General features: G+C 61.4%; 28 protein-coding genes. 14 read left to right on the top strand and 14 right to left on the bottom strand.

The genetic code is table 11. The annotated features are described in order from the left end of the window. Positions 1–25: 25 nt before the first annotated feature. Positions 26–2,032 (top strand): amylo-alpha-1,6-glucosidase, encoded by a 2,007-nt coding sequence (locus tag AC1U7K_RS08845; protein WP_480250761.1) that lies wholly within the window; start codon positions 26–28, stop codon positions 2,030–2,032. Further along, complete coding sequence (locus AC1U7K_RS08850) at positions 2,032–4,728, top strand: MGH1-like glycoside hydrolase domain-containing protein (protein ID WP_480250762.1); 2,697 nt, start codon at positions 2,032–2,034, stop codon at positions 4,726–4,728. The genes AC1U7K_RS08845 and AC1U7K_RS08850 overlap by 1 nt, the downstream gene beginning before the upstream one ends. A gap of 83 nt (positions 4,729–4,811) precedes the next feature. Here the strand turns inward: AC1U7K_RS08850 and AC1U7K_RS08855 are convergent, their stop codons facing one another. Continuing rightward, positions 4,812–5,159, bottom strand: coding sequence for a YidH family protein (locus AC1U7K_RS08855; protein WP_480250763.1), 348 nt, complete (start codon positions 5,157–5,159; stop codon positions 4,812–4,814). Between the two features lie 531 nt (positions 5,160–5,690). Here AC1U7K_RS08855 and AC1U7K_RS08860 point away from each other — a divergent pair. Continuing rightward, complete coding sequence (locus AC1U7K_RS08860; protein ID WP_480250764.1) at positions 5,691–6,503, top strand: carotenoid biosynthesis protein; 813 nt, start codon at positions 5,691–5,693, stop codon at positions 6,501–6,503. Positions 6,504–6,587: 84 nt separating this feature from the next. Here AC1U7K_RS08860 and AC1U7K_RS08865 read toward each other — a convergent pair whose 3' ends face one another. Both AC1U7K_RS08865 and AC1U7K_RS08870 read right to left on the bottom strand, forming a co-directional pair. Then, positions 6,588–7,145 carry a hypothetical protein gene (locus AC1U7K_RS08865; protein ID WP_480250766.1) on the bottom strand — a complete coding sequence of 186 codons (558 nt, stop codon included), beginning with the start codon at positions 7,143–7,145 and terminating at the stop codon, positions 6,588–6,590. A gap of 106 nt (positions 7,146–7,251) precedes the next feature. Continuing rightward, positions 7,252–8,115 (bottom strand): hypothetical protein, encoded by an 864-nt coding sequence (locus AC1U7K_RS08870; protein ID WP_480250768.1) that lies wholly within the window; start codon positions 8,113–8,115, stop codon positions 7,252–7,254. Positions 8,116–8,402: 287 nt separating this feature from the next. Between AC1U7K_RS08870 and AC1U7K_RS08875 the strand changes: the two genes are divergently transcribed. Next, positions 8,403–9,533 carry a GGDEF domain-containing protein gene (locus tag AC1U7K_RS08875; RefSeq protein ID WP_480250770.1) on the top strand — a complete coding sequence of 377 codons (1,131 nt, stop codon included), beginning with the start codon at positions 8,403–8,405 and terminating at the stop codon, positions 9,531–9,533. Positions 9,534–9,634: 101 nt separating this feature from the next. Continuing rightward, the gene (locus AC1U7K_RS08880; RefSeq protein ID WP_480250771.1) at positions 9,635–10,285 is read left to right on the top strand and encodes an MOSC domain-containing protein; all 651 of its coding nucleotides are present in this window, start codon (positions 9,635–9,637) and stop codon (positions 10,283–10,285) included. A 53-nt stretch (positions 10,286–10,338) separates the two neighbouring features. Here the strand turns inward: AC1U7K_RS08880 and AC1U7K_RS08885 are convergent, their stop codons facing one another. The 5 genes from AC1U7K_RS08885 to AC1U7K_RS08905 all read right to left on the bottom strand — a co-directional run bounded on the left by AC1U7K_RS08885 (position 10,339) and on the right by AC1U7K_RS08905 (position 15,376). Then, positions 10,339–11,388, bottom strand: a complete 1,050-nt coding sequence (locus tag AC1U7K_RS08885) for an NAD(P)-dependent alcohol dehydrogenase (RefSeq protein ID WP_480250772.1) — start codon at positions 11,386–11,388, stop codon at positions 10,339–10,341. Positions 11,389–11,667: 279 nt separating this feature from the next. Further along, a complete protein-coding gene (locus AC1U7K_RS08890) occupies positions 11,668–11,847 on the bottom strand; it encodes a hypothetical protein (RefSeq protein WP_480250773.1) in 180 nt (59 codons plus the stop codon). A 213-nt stretch (positions 11,848–12,060) separates the two neighbouring features. Next, the gene (locus AC1U7K_RS08895) at positions 12,061–12,933 is read right to left on the bottom strand and encodes a formylglycine-generating enzyme family protein (RefSeq protein WP_480250775.1); all 873 of its coding nucleotides are present in this window, start codon (positions 12,931–12,933) and stop codon (positions 12,061–12,063) included. Between the two features lie 95 nt (positions 12,934–13,028). Then, positions 13,029–14,213 (bottom strand): SEL1-like repeat protein, encoded by a 1,185-nt coding sequence (locus AC1U7K_RS08900; RefSeq protein ID WP_480250777.1) that lies wholly within the window; start codon positions 14,211–14,213, stop codon positions 13,029–13,031. 74 nt (positions 14,214–14,287) lie between these two features. Next, on the bottom strand, positions 14,288–15,376 hold the full coding sequence (locus tag AC1U7K_RS08905; protein WP_480250779.1) for a FecR family protein: 1,089 nt from the start codon (positions 15,374–15,376) through the stop codon (positions 14,288–14,290). Between the two features lie 132 nt (positions 15,377–15,508). On the opposite strand from AC1U7K_RS08905, the gene AC1U7K_RS08910 reads away from it, so the two are divergent. Both AC1U7K_RS08910 and AC1U7K_RS08915 read left to right on the top strand, forming a co-directional pair. Continuing rightward, positions 15,509–16,408 carry an MBL fold metallo-hydrolase gene (locus tag AC1U7K_RS08910; protein ID WP_480250781.1) on the top strand — a complete coding sequence of 300 codons (900 nt, stop codon included), beginning with the start codon at positions 15,509–15,511 and terminating at the stop codon, positions 16,406–16,408. Positions 16,409–16,489: 81 nt separating this feature from the next. After that, positions 16,490–16,681 carry a hypothetical protein gene (locus AC1U7K_RS08915; protein WP_480250782.1) on the top strand — a complete coding sequence of 64 codons (192 nt, stop codon included), beginning with the start codon at positions 16,490–16,492 and terminating at the stop codon, positions 16,679–16,681. Positions 16,682–17,049: 368 nt separating this feature from the next. Here the strand turns inward: AC1U7K_RS08915 and AC1U7K_RS08920 are convergent, their stop codons facing one another. Together AC1U7K_RS08920 and AC1U7K_RS08925 are read right to left on the bottom strand one after the other, a co-directional pair. Next, positions 17,050–17,232 carry a hypothetical protein gene (locus tag AC1U7K_RS08920; protein ID WP_480250784.1) on the bottom strand — a complete coding sequence of 61 codons (183 nt, stop codon included), beginning with the start codon at positions 17,230–17,232 and terminating at the stop codon, positions 17,050–17,052. A gap of 504 nt (positions 17,233–17,736) precedes the next feature. After that, the gene (locus tag AC1U7K_RS08925; RefSeq protein ID WP_480250786.1) at positions 17,737–18,051 is read right to left on the bottom strand and encodes a phosphoribosylpyrophosphate synthetase; all 315 of its coding nucleotides are present in this window, start codon (positions 18,049–18,051) and stop codon (positions 17,737–17,739) included. Positions 18,052–18,206: 155 nt separating this feature from the next. Between AC1U7K_RS08925 and AC1U7K_RS08930 the strand changes: the two genes are divergently transcribed. The 6 genes from AC1U7K_RS08930 (at position 18,207) to AC1U7K_RS08955 (ending at position 22,054) form a co-directional block, all read left to right on the top strand. Further along, positions 18,207–18,878, top strand: a complete 672-nt coding sequence (locus AC1U7K_RS08930; RefSeq protein WP_480250788.1) for a cytochrome P450 — start codon at positions 18,207–18,209, stop codon at positions 18,876–18,878. Beyond that, positions 18,878–19,621 carry a cytochrome P450 gene (locus AC1U7K_RS08935; RefSeq protein ID WP_480250804.1) on the top strand — a complete coding sequence of 248 codons (744 nt, stop codon included), beginning with the start codon at positions 18,878–18,880 and terminating at the stop codon, positions 19,619–19,621. The genes AC1U7K_RS08930 and AC1U7K_RS08935 overlap by 1 nt, the downstream gene beginning before the upstream one ends. A 36-nt stretch (positions 19,622–19,657) precedes the next feature. After that, on the top strand, positions 19,658–20,383 hold the full coding sequence (locus AC1U7K_RS08940; RefSeq protein ID WP_480250790.1) for a TSUP family transporter: 726 nt from the start codon (positions 19,658–19,660) through the stop codon (positions 20,381–20,383). 323 nt (positions 20,384–20,706) lie between these two features. Continuing rightward, positions 20,707–20,907: a hypothetical protein gene (locus tag AC1U7K_RS08945; protein WP_480250791.1), complete on the top strand. Its 201-nt coding sequence runs from the start codon at positions 20,707–20,709 to the stop codon at positions 20,905–20,907. A 3-nt stretch (positions 20,908–20,910) separates the two neighbouring features. Next, positions 20,911–21,285 carry a hypothetical protein gene (locus tag AC1U7K_RS08950; RefSeq protein ID WP_480250793.1) on the top strand — a complete coding sequence of 125 codons (375 nt, stop codon included), beginning with the start codon at positions 20,911–20,913 and terminating at the stop codon, positions 21,283–21,285. 208 nt (positions 21,286–21,493) lie between these two features. Next, entirely contained in the window at positions 21,494–22,054 is a 561-nt protein-coding gene (locus tag AC1U7K_RS08955) for a Slp family lipoprotein (RefSeq protein WP_480250794.1), read from the top strand. 20 nt (positions 22,055–22,074) lie between these two features. On the opposite strand, the gene AC1U7K_RS08960 is transcribed toward AC1U7K_RS08955, so the two are convergent. Together AC1U7K_RS08960 and AC1U7K_RS08965 are read right to left on the bottom strand one after the other, a co-directional pair. After that, entirely contained in the window at positions 22,075–22,320 is a 246-nt protein-coding gene (locus AC1U7K_RS08960) for a hypothetical protein (RefSeq protein WP_480250795.1), read from the bottom strand. Positions 22,321–22,392: 72 nt separating this feature from the next. Then, entirely contained in the window at positions 22,393–22,971 is a 579-nt protein-coding gene (locus tag AC1U7K_RS08965) for a hypothetical protein (protein ID WP_480250797.1), read from the bottom strand. A 130-nt stretch (positions 22,972–23,101) separates the two neighbouring features. On the opposite strand from AC1U7K_RS08965, the gene AC1U7K_RS08970 reads away from it, so the two are divergent. After that, the gene (locus tag AC1U7K_RS08970) at positions 23,102–23,530 is read left to right on the top strand and encodes a PGPGW domain-containing protein (protein WP_480250798.1); all 429 of its coding nucleotides are present in this window, start codon (positions 23,102–23,104) and stop codon (positions 23,528–23,530) included. A 68-nt stretch (positions 23,531–23,598) separates the two neighbouring features. Here the strand turns inward: AC1U7K_RS08970 and AC1U7K_RS08975 are convergent, their stop codons facing one another. Together AC1U7K_RS08975 and AC1U7K_RS08980 are read right to left on the bottom strand one after the other, a co-directional pair. Next, the gene (locus AC1U7K_RS08975; protein WP_480250799.1) at positions 23,599–23,835 is read right to left on the bottom strand and encodes a tetratricopeptide repeat protein; all 237 of its coding nucleotides are present in this window, start codon (positions 23,833–23,835) and stop codon (positions 23,599–23,601) included. Next, positions 23,832–24,728: an NAD(P)-dependent oxidoreductase gene (locus tag AC1U7K_RS08980; RefSeq protein ID WP_480250801.1), complete on the bottom strand. Its 897-nt coding sequence runs from the start codon at positions 24,726–24,728 to the stop codon at positions 23,832–23,834. The genes AC1U7K_RS08975 and AC1U7K_RS08980 overlap by 4 nt, the downstream gene beginning before the upstream one ends. Between the last annotated feature and the right edge of the window lie 300 nt (positions 24,729–25,028).

Raw genomic sequence — 25,028 nt, forward strand, 5'->3', positions numbered from 1 at the left:
CCCTGGCCGTACACTTGCGATTGCCATGGACGTACAGGCTCTGTTGAAGCAGGAGTGGTTGGAGGCCGATGGAAACGGCGGCTTTGCCTCCGGGACCGCCGCCGGCATTCGGACCCGGCGCTATCATGCCTGGCTGCTCGTTGCGACCACGCCGCCGTCCGGCCGTATGGTGCTCGTCAACGGTGCTGAGGTCTGGGCCCGTACTGCCGCCGGCACGTTTGCCCTGTCCTCTCAGCAGTACGCGCCCGATGTCGTTCACCCCGACGGTATCCAGCGGCTCATCGCCTTTGATAGCGAGCCATGGCCTCAATGGCGCTTTCGAATCGACGATGAGATCGTGGTGGAGCAGCAGTTGTTCGTGCCGCACGGACAGCCAACTGTTGTGGTCGGTTGGCGTCTCGTGACCCGGCATCCTGCCATCGATCTTTTCGTTCGTCCGCTCGTATCGGGCCGCGATTACCACGCGCTTCACCACGAAAATCCGGTCTTTCGGTTCGATGGCGAACCAGCCGGAAACCGCATCATCTGGCGCCCGTACCCCGGAGTCCCGGCGATGACTGCCATCGCAAACGGCTCGTACGCGCACGACCCCGTGTGGTATCGCAACTTTCTGTACGAGCAAGAGCGAGAACGCGGCCTGGACCATTCGGAGGATTTGGCGTCGCCCGGGCTCTTCCACTGGGAGCTGTCCGCAGGCGATGCGTGGCTGATCCTGTCTGCCGAGTGTACCGGGGCTAGCGTGCCGAAGCCGACTGACGTCGGCCTTCTAGCGACCGACCTCCAACAGAACGAAGCGCGGCGGCGACGGGCGTTTCCCACGGCGCTACACCGCGCTGCCGAGGCCTATATCGTCCAGAGTCGACGGCAGTCCAGCGAGTCAACTGACGAGGCCGAACACGGGCTCACGATCATCGCCGGGTATCCGTGGTTCACCGATTGGGGGCGCGATACGTTCATTGCGCTCCGTGGGCTGTGTCTTGCTACGGGGCGTTTCGATGTCACGCGCGCAATTTTATTGGAATGGGCGGGTGCGGTGTCCGAGGGGATGCTGCCGAACCGGTTTCCGGATGCGGGGATTGCGCCGGAATACAACGCCGTAGATGCCTCCCTTTGGTTCATTGTCGCCGTCTATGAATTGCTGAAGAAGCCCGTCGGTCGCATCACTCCAATCGACCGCCGCCGTCTCGTGGACGCCATCGATGCAATCTTGACCGGGTATACCAAAGGCACGCGCTATCGGATTCATGTTGATCGTGATGGCCTCTTGGCCGCCGGCGAACCGGGCGTCCAGCTCACATGGATGGATGCGAAGGTCGGTGATCGCGTCGTCACGCCCCGCGTGGGGAAGCCGGTCGAGGTGGAAGCGCTGTGGATCAACGCCCTGTGGATTGCCTCGCAGCTCACCGGCGGCCGTCTCGATGAATATGAGCGGGCGATCACCGCCTTCACCGAGCGTTTCTGGAACGACCGCCGCGGCTGCCTCTATGATGTGATCGACTGTGACCATCGCACAGGGATCGTTGATGCGACGATTCGCCCCAACCAGATATTCGCCATCGGCGGCTTACCGATTCATATCATACGAGAAGCGCGTGCGCGTCGCATCGTGGATCTCGTGGAGGAGCGGCTCTGGACGCCTCTCGGGCTCCGCTCATTGGCGCCCGACGAGCCGTGGTACGTGGGGCACTATGATGGCGGAATGCAGGAACGGGACGGGGCGTACCATCAAGGCACCGTCTGGCCGTGGCTGATGGGGCCGTTTGTCGAAGCGTGGGTCCGTACCCGGGGGAACACGGAGGCCGCCCGCCGGGACGCGACGCGGATGTTTTTGCCCGGCTTGCGTCAGCATCTCCATGACGCGGGACTGGGGCACATCTCGGAGATCGCCGATGCAGAGCCGCCGTACACGCCGCGCGGCTGTCCGTTTCAAGCCTGGTCGCTTGGAGAATTCCTGAGACTTCAAGAAGTCGTCTTGCGCGATCCTGGCGCCGCGCCGAGACCGGAGGTCGCTTCGGATGCGAAGGAGGGCTGATGATGAGCGAACGTAGTCCGAGGACGGCTGAAGCGCAGCGCTTGGCCGACAGCGCACGTCGCACCGTGCATTGGAAGCGATGGGGGCCGTATTTGAGTGAGCGGGCGTGGGGGACCGTGCGGGAGGACTATAGCCCCTATGGGACAGCGTGGGAATATTTTCCCCATGACCATGCCCGTTCCCGCGCCTATCGCTGGAACGAAGACGGCTTGGGGGGCATTTGCGATCGGCATCAATTGATCTGTTTTGCGCTCGCGCTTTGGAACGGTCGCGATCCGATCCTCAAGGAGCGACTGTTCGGGCTCACCGGGAACGAGGGCAATCACGGCGAAGACGTGAAAGAATACTATTTCTACCTCGATTCCACGCCGACCCACTCGTACATGAAGTTCCTCTACAAATACCCTCAGGCCGAGTTCCCCTACGCGCGACTCATCGAGGAAAACCGGCGGCGGACGCGGCACGATCTCGAATTCGAATTGCTCGACACCGGCGTCTTCGCCGACGATCGCTACTTTGATGTCCTGGTGGAATACGCGAAGGCGACCGCGGAAGACATCCTGATTCGGATCCACGTCATCAACCGCGGCCCGGACCCGGCCGATGTGACCGTCCTGCCGACGCTCTGGTTTCGGAATACCTGGTCGTGGGGACTCGACGTGCGGCGACCGCGGCTGCGGCGCGGCGAGCCGCTGGCCGCGGGGCGGCGCGCAGCCAGCGTCGTCGAGCTGGATCATGATTACTACGGCTACCGCCGCTTGTTGTGCGAGGGGGTGCCCCCACTGCTGTTTACGGAAAACGAGACGAACGTGCGACGGCTCTTCGGGATCGACGACGGACCGCGTTACGCGAAAAACGGGATCAACGACTATATCGTGCACGGCGACAAAGAGGCGGTGAATCCGGATGGGATCGGCTCCAAGGTATCGGCTCACTACGTCGAGAAGGTGCCGCCAGGAGGCACGTGGACGATCCGTCTTCGCTTTACCAATCAGGCGGAAGCGGGATTCGGCGAAGAGTTCGAACGGGTTTTTCTCGAGCGCGAGCAGGAGGCCGATGCGTATTACGAATCCGTCACGCCTGAGGCGTTGTCGGAGGAAGAGCGACGGGTGCAACGCCAGGCGTTTGCAGGCCTGCTGTGGAGCAAGCAGTTCTATCACTACGAGGTCGGCCGGTGGTTGAAGGGCGATACGGCCGGACCTGAGCCCCCGCCGACCCGATTGCACGGGCGCAACGCCGAGTGGACGCACCTCTACAACGCCGACGTCATCTCGATGCCCGACAAGTGGGAATATCCGTGGTACGCGGCCTGGGATCTCGCCTTCCACTGTATTCCGCTGGCCATGATCGATCCGACGTTTGCCAAGGAACAACTCGTGTTGATGCTTCGCGAGTGGTACATGCATCCGAACGGTCAATTGCCGGCCTATGAGTGGGCGTTGAGCGACGTGAATCCGCCGGTTCATGCGTGGGCGGCATGGCGGGTGTACAAAATCGAAAAGAAGCGGACGGGCGTCGGGGATCGGCTGTTTCTCGAACGGGTCTTTCACAAATTGTTGTTGAATTTCACCTGGTGGGTGAACCGCAAGGACGCCGGAGGGCGCAATATTTTTCAGGGCGGGTTCTTGGGGCTCGACAATATCGGCGTGTTCGATCGCTCGCGGCCGCTCCCCATGGGCGGGAACATCGAGCAGTCCGACGCGACGAGCTGGATGGGCATGTACTGCCTCAACATGCTGCAGATTGCGCTTGAGCTGGCGCGCGAGAACCGCGCGTACGAGGACGTCGCGAGCAAATTCTTCGAGCATTTCGTCTACATTTGCCGCGCGATGAACCACATCGGGGAGGAAAAGATTGAGCTGTGGGACCGGCACGACGGCTTTTATTACGACGTGCTGCGCTTGCCGGACGGGCGGAACTTTCCGATGAAGATTCGGTCGATGGTGGGTCTGATCCCGCTGTTCGCGGTCGAGACGCTCGATTCGGACATCGTCGATGCGCTGCCACGGTTCAAACATCGGATGCAGTGGTTCATCGAAAATCGGCCGGACTTCAGTCTACACGTCGAAACTCAGTCGGTCGACGCGGCCGTGCGACGCTTTCTCTCGCTCGTGAACCGACAGCGGCTCCGGAAAGTGCTGCGGTACATGTTGGATGAGGAGGAATTTCTCGCGCCCTACGGCATTCGCGCGCTGTCGCGGTTCCATCTCGCGCATCCCTATGTTTTGGAATGTAACGGCATGGCGAATCGCGTGGACTACGAACCGGCGGAATCGAAGACCGGGCTGTTCGGCGGCAATTCCAATTGGCGTGGGCCGATCTGGTTTCCCGTGAACTATTTGATCATCGAATCGCTCCAGAAATTTCACTACTACCTGGGTGACACCTTCAAGGTGGAATGCCCGACCGGATCGGGCCGGATGATGACGCTGGCCGACATTTCCATGGAATTGAGCCGGCGGTTGACCGCCATTTTTCTGCCCGACCGCAATGGCCGACGACCGGTCTATGGCGGCACGGAAACGTTTCAGCGCGACCCGCACTGGCGGGATCTGGTGCTGTTCTATGAGTATTTCCATGGTGACAACGGCGCGGGCATCGGTGCCAGTCACCAGACGGGTTGGACCGGTCTGATCGCCAAGTGCCTCGACCTGATCGCTCGCGCACGATCGAATGAGACGCCGAGCGGGACGTGAGCGGCTGTCCCTCGTCCAGGTTCCCGCAGCAGGTACACAACCGTTGTTCATCTCCCGGCTACGTGGGACTGTCTGTTGGCGTCTCATGCCCAACGATCGAGGAGTACGGCGGCCAGCAGGACGATCGAGGCGAGCGCCAGCGTGAGCGCCAACAGCGTGAGGGGCCAGAGCGGCGCGGCGAGATACGGCGGTCCAATTCCCCGTCGCTCGACGAGAAACCGCCAGACACTCAAGGGAATCAGCAGAAAGCCAAGCCACATCAACACAGTGCCGACGATGGGAATCGTCATCGCCGAACCATTGTGCTGTGGAACCCCCGTGAGGCGTTGAAACAACGAGAACCGCTCGATGACCAGACCGAGCGCGAGGATCGAGACGCCGGTTCGCAAATATGCCAGCAGTGTACGCTCGTTCGCCAAATGATCCCGCACTCGGCTCGACGCGCCTCCGGAAGGCGTATCTCCCGCCACCTCCTCGCGTTCGGGATCTTGACCCCACCTCCTTTGGTCGGCCGGGTTCATTCGAATAGATAATTAATGGTTAGAAGTCGGACTGATGGCCGGTCCTCGTCAACCCGACGCGGCTGAACCGCTCTATGATGGTCGAGCGGTGTATTCGCGCGAAATAGGTCATGCTGTCGCCGTCGTGTCGGCAGGCATCCCGAGGGATACTCTCGGCGTCGAGATACCGAACTTCTATCATGAGATAGGCACGAAATGGATTGGGAGCGGTGAGCGAGGGTTGACATACGTAGAATCAAACGTGTAGTTCTCGCTGGCCGTTGCTCGAGCATGTTCAGAAGAAGACCATCGAGCTTCAAGAAGGACACTCTCGTGTCCGGATCGGGAGGAGCATGAGGCGAAGCCGATCGCCGGTGGAGATTGATGTGACGAGGGCTGCTAGCCGCCGAGCCAATGGCCTGGACTTCGTAAACCGTCGTGTCGCACGAGCATCCGACTGCAATGATTTTTGATTTGCCCGTGCTGCTCCTCAACACGATCCTCCTTCGCCCCTACGTCTTCACATTTCTGGCTGCGTTTCTGCTCGCGGGCCGGATGCTCCTTGGCTGGCGTCGCACGTCGCTATTCTTGCTCATCAGTTGGATGACCGCCTTTGTGTGCGAGTTCGCTTCGACGCGGGTCGGGGTGCCGTTCGGCGACTACTACTACACGGGATCGACGGTGGGGCAGGAGCTCTACATTGCCAATGTTCCCTTCATGGACTCCCTCTCGTTCACATTCTTACTCTTTGGCAGTTATTGCGTGGCCCTCGTCTTTGTGCTGCCATCCACAAATGGACGGCGCGAGCATCGCCTCTCCCTCATCTTCGACCCCGTCGTCCGCACCTCCCCGGCCGTCCTCGGGCTTACGGCGCTGTTTCATACCTTCATCGACGTGGTCATCGATCCGGTGGCCTTACGAGGCGATCGCTGGTTTCTCGGCTCGATTTACGGGTACCCGCGGCCCGGCCTCTATTTCGGGATCCCGCTCGCGAATTTCGCCGGGTGGACGACGGTCGCCGTTATCGCGCTCACCGTGTATTTCGCGGTCGACCGCCGGCTCCCGCCGAGGGGTGGCGATCACCGGTGCAGTACGCCTATGAAGGGGCTTCTGTTCGGATGTGCGTTGTACTACGCCGCGCTGATCTTCAGTCTGGGAGTGACGTTCTGGATCGGGGAGGCCTTCCTCGGCATGGTCGGCGTGATGCTCTACATTCCTCCCACGGTGCTGCTGGTCTTGCGGCTCTTGAACCGACTACCGGCTCCTGCCGCGTGACCAGGAGTCTGATTGGACACGCTGTCAGTCGCGTAGTGGCTTCAGGGTAGAAGGATCGGGGACAACGAGAAGAAGGCGAAGGAACTACTGCGGCACCATGCCGTGGGGGATCGCTTGTTCCTCCTGGAGGGCCTTGGCGTCCGCTTCATCGGCTAAGGCCTCCAGGCGGTCCGCCTGTTTGCGCGTTTCAGCAATGGCCGCGGTATCGGGAGATGGCGCGTGCGCCATCAAGGCCGCCTCTTGCCGGCGCTCCGCCGCGAGTTGGCGGAGTTCCACGGCGAGATGCCGATGTTCGGCCCGAGCATTGATCGCCTTTCTGGCCGGCATCGATTTGGGTCCACCCCCCGCGTCTTGCTGTTCCAGCCGTCGCGCTTCGGCATCCAATGCGGCTGCTCGATCGCGCAAGGAATCCGCGGCTACCGCCTTACGCTGCAGGATCGGCTGTCCACCGGGAATTTCGTTTCGGAACGTCCCCGCTTCTTGGTCGAACTGTTGGGCAATGCTGCGGAGGCGGGCGGCGCGTTCGCGCAAGGCCACGGGATCGTCAGACCCCACGGTGGCTTCCGCCGATGGAGTCCGGTCCGCGGCACGCTCGCTACAGCCGGCGACGGCAAGGAGGAACACGAGGAATGCGAAAGTCATAGTCTACTCTACCGCCGGCTTTGTCCCATGCCCGTCGGCCGAGCCCGAAGCGTGACGTCGGCATACAAGCCCTGGACATCCTGAATATGGGCCTGAGGTGAACGGGTCAGCGGGCGAAGGAGGAGGGTTGCCGATCGAGCTGACGGAGATGCTCGTACTCGTAGGGCTGGCATGTCTGCTGGAGGGCCGGGTCCCGGCGCCATCGGCGTGCGCAGATTTCACGCGCATCGTCCTGCAACTGTTGCGAGGAGCGCTCCTCGAGCACGCGAAGTCGGTCGGTGAGATCGATGGTCGGCAGCTCAGCGCGCTTCTCGCCGTTCGCAGTCGCGTGCGGCCATTCAACGGGCGCGGTCCGCGAGGCCGCGGCCGACTGCGGACCATCCAAGTGCCAATGAAGCAAAAATCCTTGCAGGTCCAACGCGAGCGTCAGACCGAAGCGTGGATACTCGTAGTGCACCTCGCCGGTGCCGCGCTTCATCATGACGGCCCGCGGTTGCCCGAATCGCTCCCAGACCGCCTCCCGACTCATGCCGACATGGAGGGAAAGGTCGCGAACGGGTGCCGACGCCGGTGCTGAGATGGTCGATGGTCCTCGGTCCTGCTGCCGTCGCTTGGCCAATGCGTCCAACGGCACCTCGGGAATCCGCAACAACCGCCAGACGGTGAGCGTGCCAGAGGGACAACCGGCGGGCGAGGGGTCTTCGAAGAGCATTTGGGTTTCGATCGGAATACCGTGCAAAGTCCCCCCGCCGGCATAGTTCAGCACTTCCTGCATTGCGGCTTGATACGCGCGTTGGCGGCCTTCCTCGGCCGATCCCGCACACGACGCCACGCCGGTAAAGAACAGCTCGTCTCCGAACCGGAACATCGCTTGTTCGGTCCAAAACGGCCGGGCGGAGGGATCGGCCTGTACTCCGGAGGCCACGAGAAGCAGCACTGTAAAGAGAGCCAACGGGACGCGTCTGAGCATCGTTCCTGACCGATGGTGATTAAGCATACCAAAATTACGTGAAAGTTGATCGCACGGCACTTCGCCTCGCTGGAGGCATGCACGAAAACGCACAGTCGTGCTGTCGAACAAAACCAGGAGCTTAGCCCGTGATGGACTGTCGAGGTCCAAGGTACACTTAGCCTACCGTTGTCTATGCGTGTCTCGTCACTGAAATCCCTGTCCTCTCTGTTCGTTCCCGATGGACTCCTCCTGCTCGCCGCCATTGCCTTCTTGCGTCCCACGGGTCTTCCCAAGTGGACCGCGCCGTGCTGTTGACCTACGATTACCTCGTGTTGGCTCTGGCCATATTGGTCGCCTGGTATGTGGGGTTAAGTCGGGTGGTCTTCGCGACGTTGCTCCTTGCGTTGGCCGATGGTGCCCTCGGATCCTTCTCGCTCGCCAGCCGACTGCCGGCGGTCAGGCATGGCGTCTTCAACACGGTCGGCTTGCTGTTGCCGTTAAATTTTCTGGCGCTTGCCTTGATTCAGGAACGGCACTTGGCAGTCCGCCGCGACATCGCCTGGTTCGTCGTCATTCTCATGCAAGCGCTCTTGGTCGTCGGGCTGTGTCTCGCGCCCTCCTCGGGATGGGCGGCCGTCATCCTTCCTTCGCTCGATGTCACGTTCATCGACCCGCGGTGGTTACGGTGGTCGGTCCTGAATCAAGCATCGTTACTCGCGTTCGCCGCCGCGCTCGTGCTCGTCACGGCACGGTTCATCGTGTCCGGCAGCCGCCTGGATCGCGGATTCTTCTGGTCGCTCCTGGCCGCGTTCATTGCGATGCAGGGCGCGGCGCGCGGCTGGTCGCCGACGCACTTCTTGGCCACGGCCGGCTTGATCTTGATGGTCGCGCTCTACGCCGATGAGTATCGGCTGAGTCACTATGACGAGTTGACGAACCTGCCCGATCGCGCGGCGTTCCTTCAGACGTTGAAAGAGGTGAAGGGCCAGTTCACGATCGCGGTCATCGACATCGACAACATGAAGCAGATCAATACGGACTACGGAGAAGCGTTGGGGAACGTCGCATTGCGGTTGCTGGCCGCGAAGCTAAGGCGGCTTCGGCGCGGTCAAGCGTTTCGGTGCGGCGGAGATAAGTTTGCGGTCATTTTTCGCGGTTGGACAGTGAGCGATGTTCTGCCGAGGCTGGAAGCGCTGAAGGCCGGGATGCTGAACTCCGCCATTCGATTGTCGTGGACCCGACGCCTCATCACGCGGCGGGCCGAACGGTACGTCGCCGCCGATCTCGTCGTGACGGTGAGCATTGGAGCGGCTGAAACCGGGCCCCGCGCGTCAACCGGTGAGCAGGTGTTGAGATACGCCGAACAAGCGCTGCTTCAGGCAAAACAGGCCGGCCGGAACGAGGTCCGGGCGCTTGCTTCAGGCGAAGGACGCTGAGACGCCCTCTTCCCGCACGCTTCCTCCAGTCCAACACGTGATCACTCATCTTGACGCGGTCCCTCATGGCCTGCTACCACCCTGTCAGTAAACGTGGTCAGATGAAGCTTATTTCCGTCAACATCTCAACCATCCAGAAGCTGTCCTTTCGCGGGAAGTCCGTCCGCACCGGCATTTTCAAACAACCGATCACCGGACGCGTGAAGGTCGGTCGACTGAGCGTGGAGGGCGACCGGCAGGCGGACCTTGAGAACCACGGCGGAGTCGACCAGGCCGTGTATGCGTATCCCGTCGAACACTACGCGTACTGGCGCGACGTCTTGACTCGCTCGGATCTGTCATTCGGCCAGTTCGGTGAGAACTTTACGCTCGAAGGGATGATGGAAGACGCGGTTTATGTCGGCGACGTCTTTCAGATCGGCTCGGCGGTGGTGCAAATCACACAGGCCCGGACACCATGCTACAAGCTCGGGGCGAAGATGGGCTCCGCGGGCTTTCCGAAACAGTTCCTCGCCAGCCGGCGCTTGGGATTTTATCTCCGAGTGGTGCAAGCAGGTGAGGTCGCCGCCGGTGATCCGGTCATCCGCTTACATCAGGACGGCAATGGCTTGAGCGTCGCCGAGCTGATCGAGGTCATGTATTTCGACCAGCAGAATCCCAAGCTCTTGGCCAGGGCGCTGCGTGTGGAAGGTCTCTCGAACGGCTGGCGTGCCAAGCTGGCAGAGCGGGTCGGGACGGACGCGCTGCCTTAAGGCGCGATCTCGCCCCGCCCACATCTCCCGTGTGAGACTCGCTGCCTACCGGCTCATTGCCGTAACGAGTCGAGATCGATCACGAACCGGTACCGTACCTCACCACGCAACATCCGTTCGTACGCCTCATTCACATCTTGCATCGGGACGAGTTCAATGTCGGGTACGATATTGTGCGCGGCGCAGAAATCGAGCATTGCTTGGGTCTCTGGGATGCCGCCGATCACCGAGCCGGCCAGCCGTCGGCGCCGCATGATCAATGGAAATGGCGACAAAGGAAGCGCCTGGTCCGGCGCCCCGACGAGGATCATGGTCCCGTCGGTCTTCAACAATTCCAAATACGTTCCATAGTCGTGCGCGGCTGAAACCGTGTCGAGGATGAAATCGAACCGGCGCGCAAGCCGAGCGAAAGCGCCGTCTTCAGCGGTGATGACCACGTTGCTGGCTCCGAGTCGCCATGCGTCGTCACGCTTCTTCTCGGAATGCGTGAACACCGTGACCTGCGCGCCGAAGGCCGCACCGAATTTGACCGCCATGTGCCCAAGGCCGCCCAGCCCGACAATGCCGAGCGCGTGTCCCTTCCCGACAGCCCAGTGCCGCAGGGGAGAATAGGTGGTGATGCCGGCACAGAGGAGCGGAGCGGCATGTGCGGGATCGAGCGCCGGCGGAATCCGCAAGACGTACCGTTCATCCACCACAATGCGTTCCGAATAGCCACCATAGGTCGGCGTGCGCGTGTCCATCTCGGTTCCGTTATACGTCAGAACGAGATGCCCTTCGCAATACTGCTCCAGCCCCTTCGTGCACGGTTCGCATCGCCGGCAGGAATCGACGAAGCAACCGACACCGGCGGTCTCTCCAACGCGAAACCGGGTCACTGCCGACCCGACCGTCTCCACCGTGCCGACGATCTCATGTCCCGGCACCATCGGAAAGATCGCGCCGCCCCATTCGTCTCGGACTTGATGGAGATCGGAATGACAAATCCCGCAATAGCGGATGGCGATGCGGATATCATGGGGGCCGGGATCCCGTCGCTCGAAGGCAAACGGCTCGACGGGTCCGCCCGCTTTCATCGCCGCATACCCTCGTGTCGTTTGCATCCGCAACTCCTTGACGCTGCCTCTCTGGTTCCTTACCGGACGGGTGGACGGCGGGTCAAGCTCCTTATAGGTCGCCTCGCACGTGTCAATGAACGCGACAGAGGGCCGGTCTTCGCGGCATATCCTGACCCCTTCAGTGACGTCAGATGGTGATGGAGGAACTGGACGATGTTGAGCAAACCAGGCGTGAGCGGGTAACGTGGGATCCGGCGGTAGAGCCATGCCGGCGAGAGGAGTCACAGAAGACAGACCGACGACGAACGGCGATCCGACCAGAACCTACGCCGATCGAGCCGTCGATTTTCTGCCGGTCTTCTCGCTACGTCGGTATTTCTTGAGCAATTGGCGCAGCGCTTCCTCCGTCAGATCGTTCATCGCACGGCCTTCATCGACGGCGAGATGCTTGACCGCCTGCATCAAACGTCGATCGAGGCGCAGTCCATACATCTTGCGATTCACAGGCTGACCTTCGGCCATAGACTACTATAGCCTTCGCCACTTACGTATTCAACTCCATTCCGTCCGCGGGATGCTGACCAGGGACGGAATGCTAAACAGATAAGCCGATATCTCGAATGCTCGGAATGACCCGCTCAACGGCATGATGGGCCGCTCTCGAGTGGGGTTCGAGCCGGGAGCGAATCGGTGCAGGGCGAAGCAATCCGGCGCCCATCAGTGACCGGGTCGTGCTATGGATTTGGCGCAACGAAAGCCGACCGTCGGCGAGCGCTGATCAGGTGAGGCGCCGTTCCGTGAAGCGGTCCTGAGCAGATTGGGACGGCTCTTCCAGGAACCGCCGCGGACGCTCTTGTAGCGCCCGGTCGTGGGGCCATGCGGGTTGTGGTCGGGGATGATCGAATAGTAATCGAAGCCGAACCAGTCCTGCACCCACTCCGCGACGTTTCCGGCCATGTGGTGAAGCCCATACGGGCTTTGCCCCTCCTCGCCGCTATTCACGGCGGCCACCAGGGGGATCTCATGCACGTGATATTGCCCGAAGACGGCCAGTCCAGGCGCCGGCGATTGATGCCCCCACGGAAACAAGTTCCCCTCGGTTCCGCGTGCGGCCTTTTCCCATTCAGCCTCGGTCGGCAACCGCTTCCCGTGGTGTTGGCAGAACTCAGCGGCCTCGCCCCACGTGACGTAGAGGGCTGGCCAACTCGCCATGACAGCGTCCGGCATGGCGTGCACGGTAATGAGATGCGAGATCAACCGCTGGAGTTCTTCCGGGACGGGCCGATGGCGCGTGCGCACATAGGCGAGATACTCGGCCAGGCTGACTTCATCCCGGTCGATCGCGAAGGCATCCAACCAGATGCGGCGTTGCGGCAGTTCGGTGTCGTCGTACTGCGTCTCCAAGCCATAAGGATCGTCGTCTTTGCGGTTCGTGCCCATCAGGAACCATCCGGCCGGGATCGTCATCATCGGAGAAGCGTGAGCGGAGTCAGCGATGGCGGCGAGGTGCGGATCGAGGTCGCCCGGGCCGGCGGCCTGAGCGGCAGTAGACGCAAGCGTCATGGCGAACGAGAGGAGGAGGGTCGGCACTGCGCCGCCTCGCCTCAACATGTCGCCCCTCTCAGGCACACCGCCGTCACGAAATCTCTATACAGGAACGGAGCGGAGGAGACAACGAGAGTGGTCTACTTCGAAGGCGCGCCCGACTGGGCGGCGCTGGTCTTCGTCGCGGCCGCCAGGCGGTGAGCCTTTTCAGCTTGGGCGGGTGTCATGTCTTTGAGAATGGCCGCTTGCAGTTCTTTCGCTTCCAAGTTGTCCTGCGCCGCCGAAAGGCTCGCCCAAAGGTACGCTTCAATCGGATCGGCCGGAACGCCGAGCCCCATCCAGTAAGCGAAGGCGAGATTCAATTGCCCGCTCGCATCCCCCTGATCCGCGGCGGCCTTGAACCAGCGGATCGCCTCACGTCCATCTTGCGGAACGCCGTCACCACGCGCATACAGCAATCCCAACGTCACCTGGCCGCCGGGATGGCCTTGGTTGGCGGCGAGGCGTGACCAATGCAGCGCTTCGGTATGATCGACCTGCACGTCTTCGCCGTTCAGATAGATCCGGCCCAGCACGTATTGCGACTCGGCGAGCCCGCGCTCCGCCGCTTGCTGGAACAGCCGCAACGCGGTCGCCGTATCCTTTTCGACACCGTTCCCGAGGAAGTACTTGAGCGCGAGGTTGTGCGACGCTGCCGGGTGATATTGCTCGGCCGCTCGTCGATACCAGGCGAGGGCCACGTTGTCGTCCTGGGCCACACCCTGGCCGAGGGAATACATCATGGCGAGACTGTACTGCGCGTGCGCCTTGCCTTGCATCGCCGCACGCTCGAACCAGAGGCGCGCCTGGCCGAAGTCGCGCTTGGCACCCTGACCGTTGTAGTAGAGGACACCGAGTAGCGTCTGCGAGTCGGCATAACCTTGCTCGGCAGCCCGATGGAACAACCGAATCGCTTCGCCATAATTCTGGGAAACGCCCCGACCAGCGACGTACAGCAACGCGAGCGAGTGCTGCGCGACCGCGAGGCCACGGTTCGCGGCTTTCCGATACAGCCGTGCCGCTTCGGCATAGTCCTGGCGCTCTTCAGAGGCTCTGGCCAACATGACGTCGGTCAAACCGTCGGCCAGATCGTTGCCGACTATTCTGTCAGTCTCGACCGCTTGGCGCGACGCCGATGAAGCGCCGGCCCTGGCGACAGCATGGTGAGGAAGGGCGACGCTCAGCGCGAGTAGGAACGAGAGAATCAGGCGGCTTGGATTGCGGGAGGGGGGCACGCGAGTTTTCGTCATGTTCGGGATGGCGCCATCAGCCTTGACGCTCCGCATGATTGATGATCGTGCGTGCGAGCCGCAATTGGCCTTTTGACATAGGACCTTTGTCCTGGGGCCGTCGGCCGACCTTACTTGTGCCCCTTGGCTTTATTGAGGACGTCATTGAGAACGTTGCCGACGTTGAGTTGTGAGACGGACGGCGATGAAGAAGCCGGGGGCGGAGCAATGACAGGCGACGGAGCGGGAGAAGCGGCCGGTGCGGGCGGCGTCGTCGTGACGCCGCTGACCGGTGTGACGGGATGAGAACTGGTGGCGGCCGGGGTCGCTTGGCCGCCTATTGAGGTTCCCGGCGCTGCACTGGCGGCCGTGAGGGCGGCACCTGAAATGACAGCCGGCGGCGTAAACATCGCAGTCGCTGAATCGGGGCGAGCGTTTGCGGACGTCGGCCGCCGATCGTCGTTCAGGCCCGTTCCAACCGTGAGGGTCTGTAGCAACGCTTTGGGTGTCTCTCTACGCACGACCGGCTTCATTTCCGTGGCAAGCAGCGTCTGTCGCACCACGCGCTGCTGACCAATGAGGGCCGGGACATGCGGCGGTCCTTGAAACACCGCCGTGGAAAAGTGACCGGGCGGTACGACCACCTTCTCCTTCGCTGAGGAAAACATCACGTCCCCGGCCATACCGATATTCGCGACGCCGACTGCTCTCGCACCGCTCGGCTCGGTGACGCCATGGTCGTCCGGCGGTGCAGGAACGCGTTCCGCGACCCACGCCGTGAGATAACCGTGGGAGAGAACAATGTCTGATTCGGGGAGTTGGAGTCGCTGGGAGCGAGCATCTCCATACGCGTCGCGGCCGATGAGCAGCCGTACATGACCACGGTCCACTGCGCCGAGGAGGCGTGCCTGCCGTTCCTCAGCCGACCTCGCGTCGCCGAGGACCAAGCGTGTGTCCTCGGCCAGGGTGATCAACGTGTCGTGATCGAGCAGGAGCTGCACGCGCGATCTGGCTTGAGTCTCAATCGCATCTTCCGCGTAGACCGGCTGCTCCGCGACGAGAGGAACGGGCCGCGTCAGGCCGGTCCGAGCGACGTAGACGTTTCCTTCGATGTTGACCACGACGCCGATCCGGGTCGAAGGCTCGGAGGCGGCGATGGCAGCGTGGTCGACGAGCATGACCGCCGTGATGACGAGGGCCCTGTTCCACCATGCCATCATGGCGCCCACGTTAGCTAAAATACCGGAGGTAAAAAATAGGGCGAACGATGACACGACCGTCGGGAACCGCCTTACCGACAACTGCCGTTGGCGTGATCGTGATGGTGTATGATGAAGCGACGGAGGTTCATCATGGCCCGCGCGTCAAAACGATTACCGGCGAATGTCGCCGGCGATTTCTTTGTCGATCGGACGTGCATCAATTGTGATGCGTGTCGAGAACTGGCCCCGGCGATCTTCTGCGAGCGGGACGACGCTTCGGCGGTGTATCATCAGCCCGATACCGCGGAGGAGCGGCATCAGGCCTACCTGGCGCTCGTGACCTGCCCGGTTGGGGCGATTGGGAGTCAGCGTCCCGACCGTGATGAGTTGCACGCCGCTGTGCGTGCTTTTCCTCAGCCCATCGACGGATCGGTCTTCTACAACGGGTTCAATTCTGAAAAATCGTTCGGCGCACACAGTTACTTTGTTCAACACGAGGCCGGGAACTGGCTCATCGATGCGCCGCGCTATACCGGGCGCTTGGTCGAGGCATTCGAACGGATGGGCGGCGTGCGGTACATCTTTCTGAGCCACGCGGACGACGTCGGTGATGCGGGGCGCTATGCCAAGCGCTTTGGTGCCGTGCGCCTGATTCACGAGGCGGACGCCGAGGCGATGCCGGACGCGGAACGGATCCTGCGCGGAGACAAGCCCGTTGGTCTGGACGATCAGGTAGAGATCATTCCGGTCCCCGGTCATACCATGGGGAGTCTTGCGCTGCTGTATGCACGGCGGTACCTCTTTACTGGCGATCATCTCTGGTGGGACCCCGAGGACTGCCGGCTCGACGTCCCGTCAGTCTATGTGTGTTCTCATCGTCATCTCCTCACCTCCACTGAACGGCTTCTCACCTATCCCTTCGAATGGGTCCTCCCGGGACATGGCCATCGCATACACCTACCCTTCACGGAGATGCGCGCGGCGTTGCAGGACGTCATTCGACGCTGCCGTGGGCGCGCCGTTGCGGCCGGATCGACGTCCTGTCGGTAGAAGTACGACACCTCTGCCGTCCACCCGACGGTCCCGTTTGTCTAGGCGCGCAGGATAAAATCGCCCCAAGAAGGAGGCGCCATGCAGCTCGTGATGATGGTGTTTCGGACGTCGTTCGAGCATGAGGTGCTGCCGCTGGTCGAGCACGAGCAGCTTCCGTACACGCGGTTCGACAGTGTGCAGGGGAAGGGCGATACCGGCAGCGTGCCGGGCTCGGTCACGTGGGTGGATCCAATACGGTGTTACTGGTCGCCGTTCCTGACGACCGGCTGAATGGCTTTCGCGAACGAGTGAGGAAGTTCGAAGCGGAGCTCGAGGTGCAGCGCCAAAACGTCGGCGTTCCGTTCCATGTCTTTGTCTTGCCTTGTCTGCAGTGGTTCTAATCGTTTTCTGAAACCCGTCAGATATTACGGTCCAACGGCTCAGGACTTGTGGATGCGGAAAGCCGTTGCTTGGGTCCGTATCGCGTTGCGTCGACCATAGGTGACTGACCTACGTCTCTGGCCGATGTGTCTGCGGTAAGGCCGAGGCGACTATGGGGAGTGGGAGGTCGTCACGATGAATTCGATTCGACCTCCCGCTCCTCTCCTTGCCGTGAAGGGATTCGGCCGACAGTGACGTAAAGAAGAGCGAGGGAACCGTTATGCGGATTTTGCTTGTCTGACCGTGGTGGCCCGCTGGGGGAAGATTTTGAGGTGCTCGGGGTAGAGGAATGTATCTTTCCCTTGCGCGTTGGCGCGGCTTGCGCACAAAACTGCCCCGCGAAATGTCCGGTAAAGGAAGCGGTCATCGTTTACCCAGACAACGTACCGAATGCGCTTCATGGCACTGCTCCTTGTTAAGCTCCCGGCCGCCTCTCCTTCACGACGGCACGATCCCAAAAATCTACGGAGAGCGATATTGGAAAATGGAACATCACGATGAAGGCATTTGTCCGACATGAGCTCCATGAGTAGGCCTTGCTCCTACGTCCGCACGGCATAGTGCTGATAGTAGACCGGGCTGCAATGTTCGAACGAGATGAGGTAAAGAACGAAGGCCGAAACTATGGCGACAGGCAGATGAAGCCGACGCCATCGTCGTCGACACGATGGATCGGGCAGATGAAGCGGTAGCATTCGGTGGGGCAGTCGGACGCTTCAACGTTGGCGGGACGACCCTGCCACCTCAATCGTCTCTTCAGGCGCAATGATCATGCGCACGGCTGGAGCTGATCCTCGTGAGAGCCGCTGCGGCTCTCTGTAACTTCCTGGAACAGGCCTGCGCTTCGAACCCATGAGTGCGGGCCTTGGATTTTCTACAGCCTGTACTTGGTATCAACCGCCTCATCAAATCTCTTCATGCAACGGCACAGTGCGTAAGAAGGCGGCGAGATCCGCGTTGGCGTATGGACCGTAAGCATCGGCAATCAGCCCCCGCGTGCCGTCATTGGTTTCGATCGCGTAGAGAATCGACAGGTCATCGGGATCGCTCATTCCTTCGAACCGATAGTGCGCCACGATCGTCAGATCGCTGGGCTCGAATGTCGTTCCGGTCTCCACCGCTCTGAATCGGCCTCCCAATAACTCGAAGTTCGCGGTAAACCCGCGCTGCTTCAAATCCTGAACGGCTTCCGTCATCGTGCGATAGGCTTTCACGTTCATGGCCGCCTCCTTGTCTTTGCTTCATCGTATCAAGATGCCGCGAGGAATCGGTATCGGCTGCGGCGGATCAGGCGGATGCGAGGCGTCCGACACGCGGGACGGAAAAGTGACTCGTCTTGAACGGCCGCATGAAAAGCTGCTAGCTTCGACCTCCCATGGCGGTGACGCCACAACGGACACGTCCCCCGCTCGTCGATGTGCCAAACGGGCGATGGCTTCTCGGGCATCTTCCGGAGTTCCATCGTCGGCCGTTAGAGACCATGACGGTGTGGCGTGAGCGGTATGGCGACTTCGTCAGGTTTCGGCTCGGCCCGCGGACGTTTTATCTGCTCAGTGGTCCGTCGTTGGCGGAGGAGGTGCTGCACCACAAACCGGATGTGTTCGTAAAGGTCTATGACGCGCGAAAACCGACCGGGTTGGCGCTGGTGCTGGGCAATGGCCTGTTGACGAGCAGTGGCGAGACGTGGCGGCGCCATCGACGGATGATCCAGCCGATGTTTCAGCGGAGTCATGTGACGATGATGGCGGAGCGTATGGTCGACGTTGGAGAGCGCTTGCTGGAGCGCTGGGCAAGGCGGAATCCCGAGGAGCCCTTCGACATCGCGTTCGAGATGATGCAGACGACGCTGGAGATCATCGCGCAGACGATGGCAAGCACGAGCCTCGCACGCCATGTGCCGGCCCTGGAGCCCAGCCTGCGCGTCTTGCTTCGTTATGCGTTCAACGCGTTTCACAATCCCCTTCGGCTCCCGACGTGGGTGCCGACGCGAACGAACCGTGAATTCGGCGGGCGAAGGCGCATATCGATGATCTGGTCTATGCCCTGATCGAAGAGCGGCGGAAGGAAGGTGGCCACCGTAACGATTTGTTGGATGTACTGCTGTGCGCCAACGATACTGAGACCGGTCTCTCGCTGAGCGATGAACAAATACGAGACGAACTGGTCACGATCTTTAGCGCGGGGCATGAAACGACAGCGAACGCCCTCTCATGGACCTGGTACTTGCTGGCCACGCATCCGGCGGCCTGTGTAAAGATGCGACAGGAGGTCGACGGCGTGCTTGCCGATCGCCGCGCAACGGTCGGCGACATCCCGCGGCTGACGTATACACGCGCCGTCTTCGAAGAGGCGTTGCGCCTCTACCCACCTGCGCCCGCGGTGCAGCGGCGCGCGGCGACCGCGACGACGCTGGCGGGCCAGCCGATTCCCGCGGGCTCGATCGTGGTAATCAGTATCCGCAACCTCCATCGTCACCCCGAGTGTTGGCACCAGCCCGATCAGTTCGAGCCGGACCGATTCACGACCGGCACTCAGCCGGCTGCGCACCGACTGGCGTACATGCCGTTCGGGGCCGGCCCACGGACCTGTGTCGGCAATCAATCCGCGGTGGTCGAGGCGGTTCTCTTGTTGGCCATGATCGCGCAACGTTACGACCTCATGCTCGTGTCTGGTCAATCGGTCGAGTCCGAGTTAGCTATCACGCTGCGACCCCGCAACGCCATCCTGATGCGCGCGTATCCGCGGTCGCCCTCGGCCACGCATGCGACGGATCGACGCCCGATGCGTTGACGTCCCATCATTCGTGGATCGGCAACTGATGGAACGATGCCGGAATTGACGTTCATCGACAGCGTGAAAGCCGACCTCGTCATCGCGCTCGGCACCATCCTGCAAGCCTCGACCGGTGTCGGGACTGGGATGTTCGTGGTGCCGCTGCTCGCGCTCATCAATATGGAGCTGGTGCCGGGCCCGGTCATGTTCGCCAGCCTTGCACTGTCCGGCGTCATGACCATCCAAGGTCTGCCCGACATCAAGCGGGACCATCTGCATACCGTCAGCTTCGGCTTGGTGTTGGGCCTGCTCATCGGAATGGCGGGGCTCGCGACGCTGGCGCCATCGCGTCTGGGCATGTTGTTCGGCGTCTTGATTTTGGCGGCCGTCGTCCTCACCGCCCTGGGCCTGAAGGTTCGCTTTACGGGCGTGAGCTCGCTTCTCACCGGTGCCTTGGCGGGATTCATGGGAATGACCGTGGCGGTCGGCGCGCCGGTGCTGGCGCTGTTGTATCAACACGAGGAGGGAAAGACGCTGCGGGCCACCTTGGCATTTCTCTATCTCTTCTCCTCCGTCGGCGCGTTACTGCTGCTCCATGTGGTCGGCCGTTTTGACTGGCATCATGTCTTGCTCGGTCTGTACTTGATTCCCGGGATTCTCGCCGGGTACTTCGTGGCCGGAACAATCGCACCGCTACTCGATCGCGGCTACGTTCGGCCGGTCGTCCTGGTGATCTCCGCTGTTAGCGCAGTGGTGTTGATTGTCAAGAGCGTGTCGTGATGGGGATACGGGCAGCATTCGCTACGAATGCCTACGGTCTTGACGGAGCCGCGAAAAGAGACTACGTTGAGCACGGGGAGGAGCTGAACGCCCCGAGGGAATATGGTGAGACAGGGGGTCGAGCGCATGAGGACGGTGAGCAAGCCCAGCACGTACTGGGAAGCCTAAAGTCCTCCCGAGACCTCCGCCCTAGTCAACGCTCTCGCAAGGAGCGTTCTCCTCCCTTCTCTCATCCTTCTCATCTTCGTTGGTTCCCGCCGGTCCTGCTGCATCCCGGGTTTCAGCCATGCTACACTTTTGCCTCGCCTGACAGGGGAAGTGCCATGACGCTTGATGAAGCGCGCGAGCGGATTCAATCGGCGATCGATCAATACGGCGTCCATGCCGCCATGCCGATCGACCTCATCATCAAAGAGGTCCGTGACGGCTATGGGCGCGAGGCGGCGAACGAGCTGATCGAAGAGTACGATCTCGAGCTGTGCTACAACATTTCGCCGATTGAGTCGCTGGGATCAGGGGATTGAGACATGCGACCCGGTGATGTGAGCAGTGGCGTGCTCGGGCGGGTGGGCGTCCTTGCAGCCCTGGTCGCTCTCGTGGCTCTCCTCTGCGGAGCGGAGCCGGCCGCGGCCGACGTGCTGACCTTCGAGTGCAAGGGCCAGGTGAATTTTACTGCCCGGTTCGATCTCGAGGCGAAAACCATGACCTATGTCGGCAAGGGCGGGCGCTCCTATGAGCTCGACCGCGCCGACGAAACGACGTTGGAGTGGACCGAGGCGGATGATTATGGCATTTCCACCAACACGCTTCAGCGACAGACCGGCTACTACACCGAAGTCTTCGTCCACTACAAAGACCGCAGGCGAGACCAGACGAAGGCGGTCTGTAAGCCGGTCGGGTAAGGTCACGTTCACATATTGATCTCATCCTCACCGTCGGCCCTGGCGCTTCCTTCACTCGGATACCTACCAAGAGGCGGCAAACCATCCAGCCACTCCTGCCGGCCGGTCTCTCCAAATCCTACACCGCGCGCACGCTCACACAACAAGCAACGAGTTGACGAATGAATGCCCACGCCCGCATCATACGGGCCGGGCCGATTCGAACGGTATGGCATATCAGTTCCGACAGCTCATTTTTGAGGCACTCACGGCGATCGTGATCGCGGCGTTCGTCGGCTGCTCATCGACGTCCCTGCCGAAGAAATACGTCCGGGAAGCAGAGCCTGGCGTGACCCTGAGCAGCCTTGCCGCCGATCCGGCCGCTTACCGAGGCAAGGTGGTGATCCTCGGGGGGGTTGTGAAAGAGGAGCAGCGTGACGGCGGTCGTCTGTGGCTGTACATGAAGAATCGACCGCTGGATCGCGATTATCACCCGCATCGTCCGCCAACCCAAGACGGCCCCGAGGTTGGACATTATTGGTTGATTGTCACACCAGAGCGGCTACCACCCTCCTATCGACAGTGGGCTCGCGTGACGGTCGTGGGTCGGGTGGTGGGCGCCAAGGAAACCACGGCGACGAACGCTGGTCCCGCCGAGCCGGTGATTGCGGTCCTGTACCTCCGTGGTTGGGCGTTGGGCGAGAATCACGAAGGATGGGAAGAGTTCGAGGATCCGCAGTATCAGGTCGGAGCCCCGCGCGGCATCCACGGGGAATTTATCGGACAATAAGAGCAGAGCACTCGGGCTTGTCACATCAGCAATTCCACCAGCCCGTACACCGGCCACCGCCGGCCGGCGTAGCGCAACTCGCCTTTGGCAATGCCCATCGAAAAGCCGCCGATAATCCAATTCTTCACCGTCTTCCGGCTCGTCAACTCGATTGTCAGTGAGGCCGCGCCTCGTGCGCCGCGCCACGTAACATGCCAGGCCGTCGGCCATCGATACAGGCCCATGGCGACTTCGCGATCGAGGATCTCCGCCCTGACATCGTCCATACCCTCCGTCGTGCCGTTCAGAATGGCAAACCCGAGGACCCGGCCTACCAGCGGCGCCAGTCGGTCGCTATGCTAACTGTGAAGGTACACGTCGTTCTCCCCGTCGGCGGTCAAGTACAGACCCTGATAGTCCTTCCACAGCCCGGGATAGCTGTGGGTCAACCGGTTGAAGTTCGGCATCGCGAGATATTCGTAGATGACGCGCCCGTGAATCGTGCGTCCCTGCCACGTCAGCACGCCCGGCGCCGTACCCATCCAGACAATCGACTCATCGTGACGTCGGCGCATCCGTTCAGGAATCGGATCGATGCGAAGCGTCACGGAATTCGAATCACTGGACATCGTCAGTCCACTTGTCGGCGTCCCGGTAAACCGAAAGTCCTTCGAGTCCGGAATACCGATCAGCTCTTTCTCTGCGTTCACGTATGGTCCGCTCCCGACAAGTCCGATCCAACCTTGCCGCTCGTCGTGTAGAATCGCGAAATGTTCCGCCTGATACGCCTCGCCATCGCGCCCCCGGTTGTTGTCCAGTGCAAACGCGACATGCCCCTGCTCATCGGCGCCGACGAATGAGAAGTAGTCCGACACATAGGCCAGTGAAGCGGTGGTCAGCGGGTTTAGTTGCACCGCAGTATCACCGGGCACCGTCATGAGCAAGATACAGAGGAAGACTGTCGCTCGCGTGAATGAGTGAAAGCGGTCCACGGTCTTGTTCTACGGAACGCGTCTCCGTCCGCCAAACGCTGACGGTTTGGCCGAAGACGGCATGATACGATGAGGCATGACGGAGTGGATATCGAAAGACGTTCTCGTCTGGGTGTCGGTGTTCTCAGGCATTGCACTCGTCCTGACTGCCATTTTGGTCCCGGTCGTCATCGTTCGTTTGCCGGTCGATTACTTCGTGAGCGAACGGCAAGGGTGGCTCGACCGACAGCCTCCGGTGCTTCGAGTCAGCTTGCGGGTGCTAAAGAATCTGCTCGGGCTGGTGATTCTCGTGCTCGGCGTCCTGATGTTGGTCCTACCGGGGCAAGGCGTCTTGGCCATTCTCCTCGGCCTCACCCTCGTCGATTTTCCAGGAAAACACGCGCTGCAATGCAGACTGGTGCGAAAGCCGGCCGTCGTGAACGGCATGAACTGGATTCGCGGGAAGTTTCACGCGCCCCCGCTGAAGGTGCCCGCGGCCTGTGAGAGTCACCAAGGCCGCCATTGACGGCGAAGAGCAGCACCAGCGAGACGCTGCTTTACGCTCGCGGTCTACCGATCAGTGACGGGTCCGACCTAATCCGACGGTCGCGCTCCTTGTTCCAGGTGTTGGAGTCGCGCGCGGGCGTCCTTGGCATAATCACTCTTCGGATATTTCGTCACGATCTCCTGGTACAACTCTTTCGCGTGCTGAATGTTGTTTTGGCGCTCCTCGAACTGGGCCGTCATGTACAGTTCTTGCGCCTGCTTGTCCGAGCATGCGAACAGCAGGCAGCCGGCCGCGAGCACGAGAAGGCGGACGACCTGCATCATGGCGCCATCCGATCTTTGAAGGTGAGTTCGGCCACCGCGGACTTGTCGAGTTCGCCCTTGCCCACTGTCACCAGCCGTCGGTATTGCTCGTACGTCGCGGTGGCCAACGGTAACGTCAGGCCGACCGCCCGTGCTAACGCTAATGCGATTCCGGAGTCCTTGGCCGCATGCGCCGCTGAAAAATAGCAGTCGTGTGCGCGATGCTGCATGTCCTCGCCATCGGTCTCGAGAACCCGGGAGGCGGCCCCGGTCTGCGAAAAGACATCCCGCAGCATGGCGAGATCGAGTCCCAGGGCCGCTCCTAGTCCCAGGCCTTCGGCGAGGCCGGCCGTGTTGATGTTCATCACCATGTTGACCAGCGCCTTGACTTTTGCCGCTTGGCCGGCTGGGCCGATGTACCGAAGGTTGGCGCTCAATGACTTGAGCAGAGGCTCGGCCCGTTCAAACGCCGCGCGCTTCCCGCCGCACATCAAATACAAGGTTCCCTGGCGGGCCTGAGGAATGCTGCTCGCCATACACGCCTCCAAGCTCTGTCCACCGTGTCCTTCCACCAACGATTCGATTTCGACATGAATCTGTGGGGACAGCGTCGCGCAATTGATGAACAGCCGTCCACGGGCGTGTGTCAGGAGGCTGGACGGCTGGCCGCTGAAAATCTCGCGCATGGCGGCGTCATCCGTGATGACGGTGAAGATCGTGTCGGCGGACGCAGCGACCTCGGCCGGTGTCGCGGCGGCGAGGCAGTGCACTTCACGGGCGAGGGATTCGGCCTTCGTACGGTCTACGTCGTACACCGCGGTCAGGCGGTAACCTTGTTCGTGCAACCGAAGCGCCATGTTCGCGCCCATTCGTCCCACGCCGACGAACCCGATCGCTGGTGCGTGCGTATTCATCGATCACCCCGCAGCTCTCTTCTCGACTTCTGCGCGAGGCAGTCTAGCACACTGCGGCGGAGAGCAGAATCAATCATGAGGCGGAAGCAGTAGAGTGATGGAACCGGACACCGATGGGGAGGAGGGACGTGGAGACAAAACAGGCTGAACTGTTCGTCTACATTGCTGCCTCAATCTTGCGCTTCGGCTTTCGCCGTCTCGCTTTCTTGAAGCTGCCATCTAGTGACAGTTCAGCCTTGAATCCACTCTAGTGTCCTGTCTCTGAAGTGCGCTGACAAAATCGAGCCACGCTGGCCAGGA

The organism is Nitrospira sp. Vd2, from assembly GCF_979581665.1.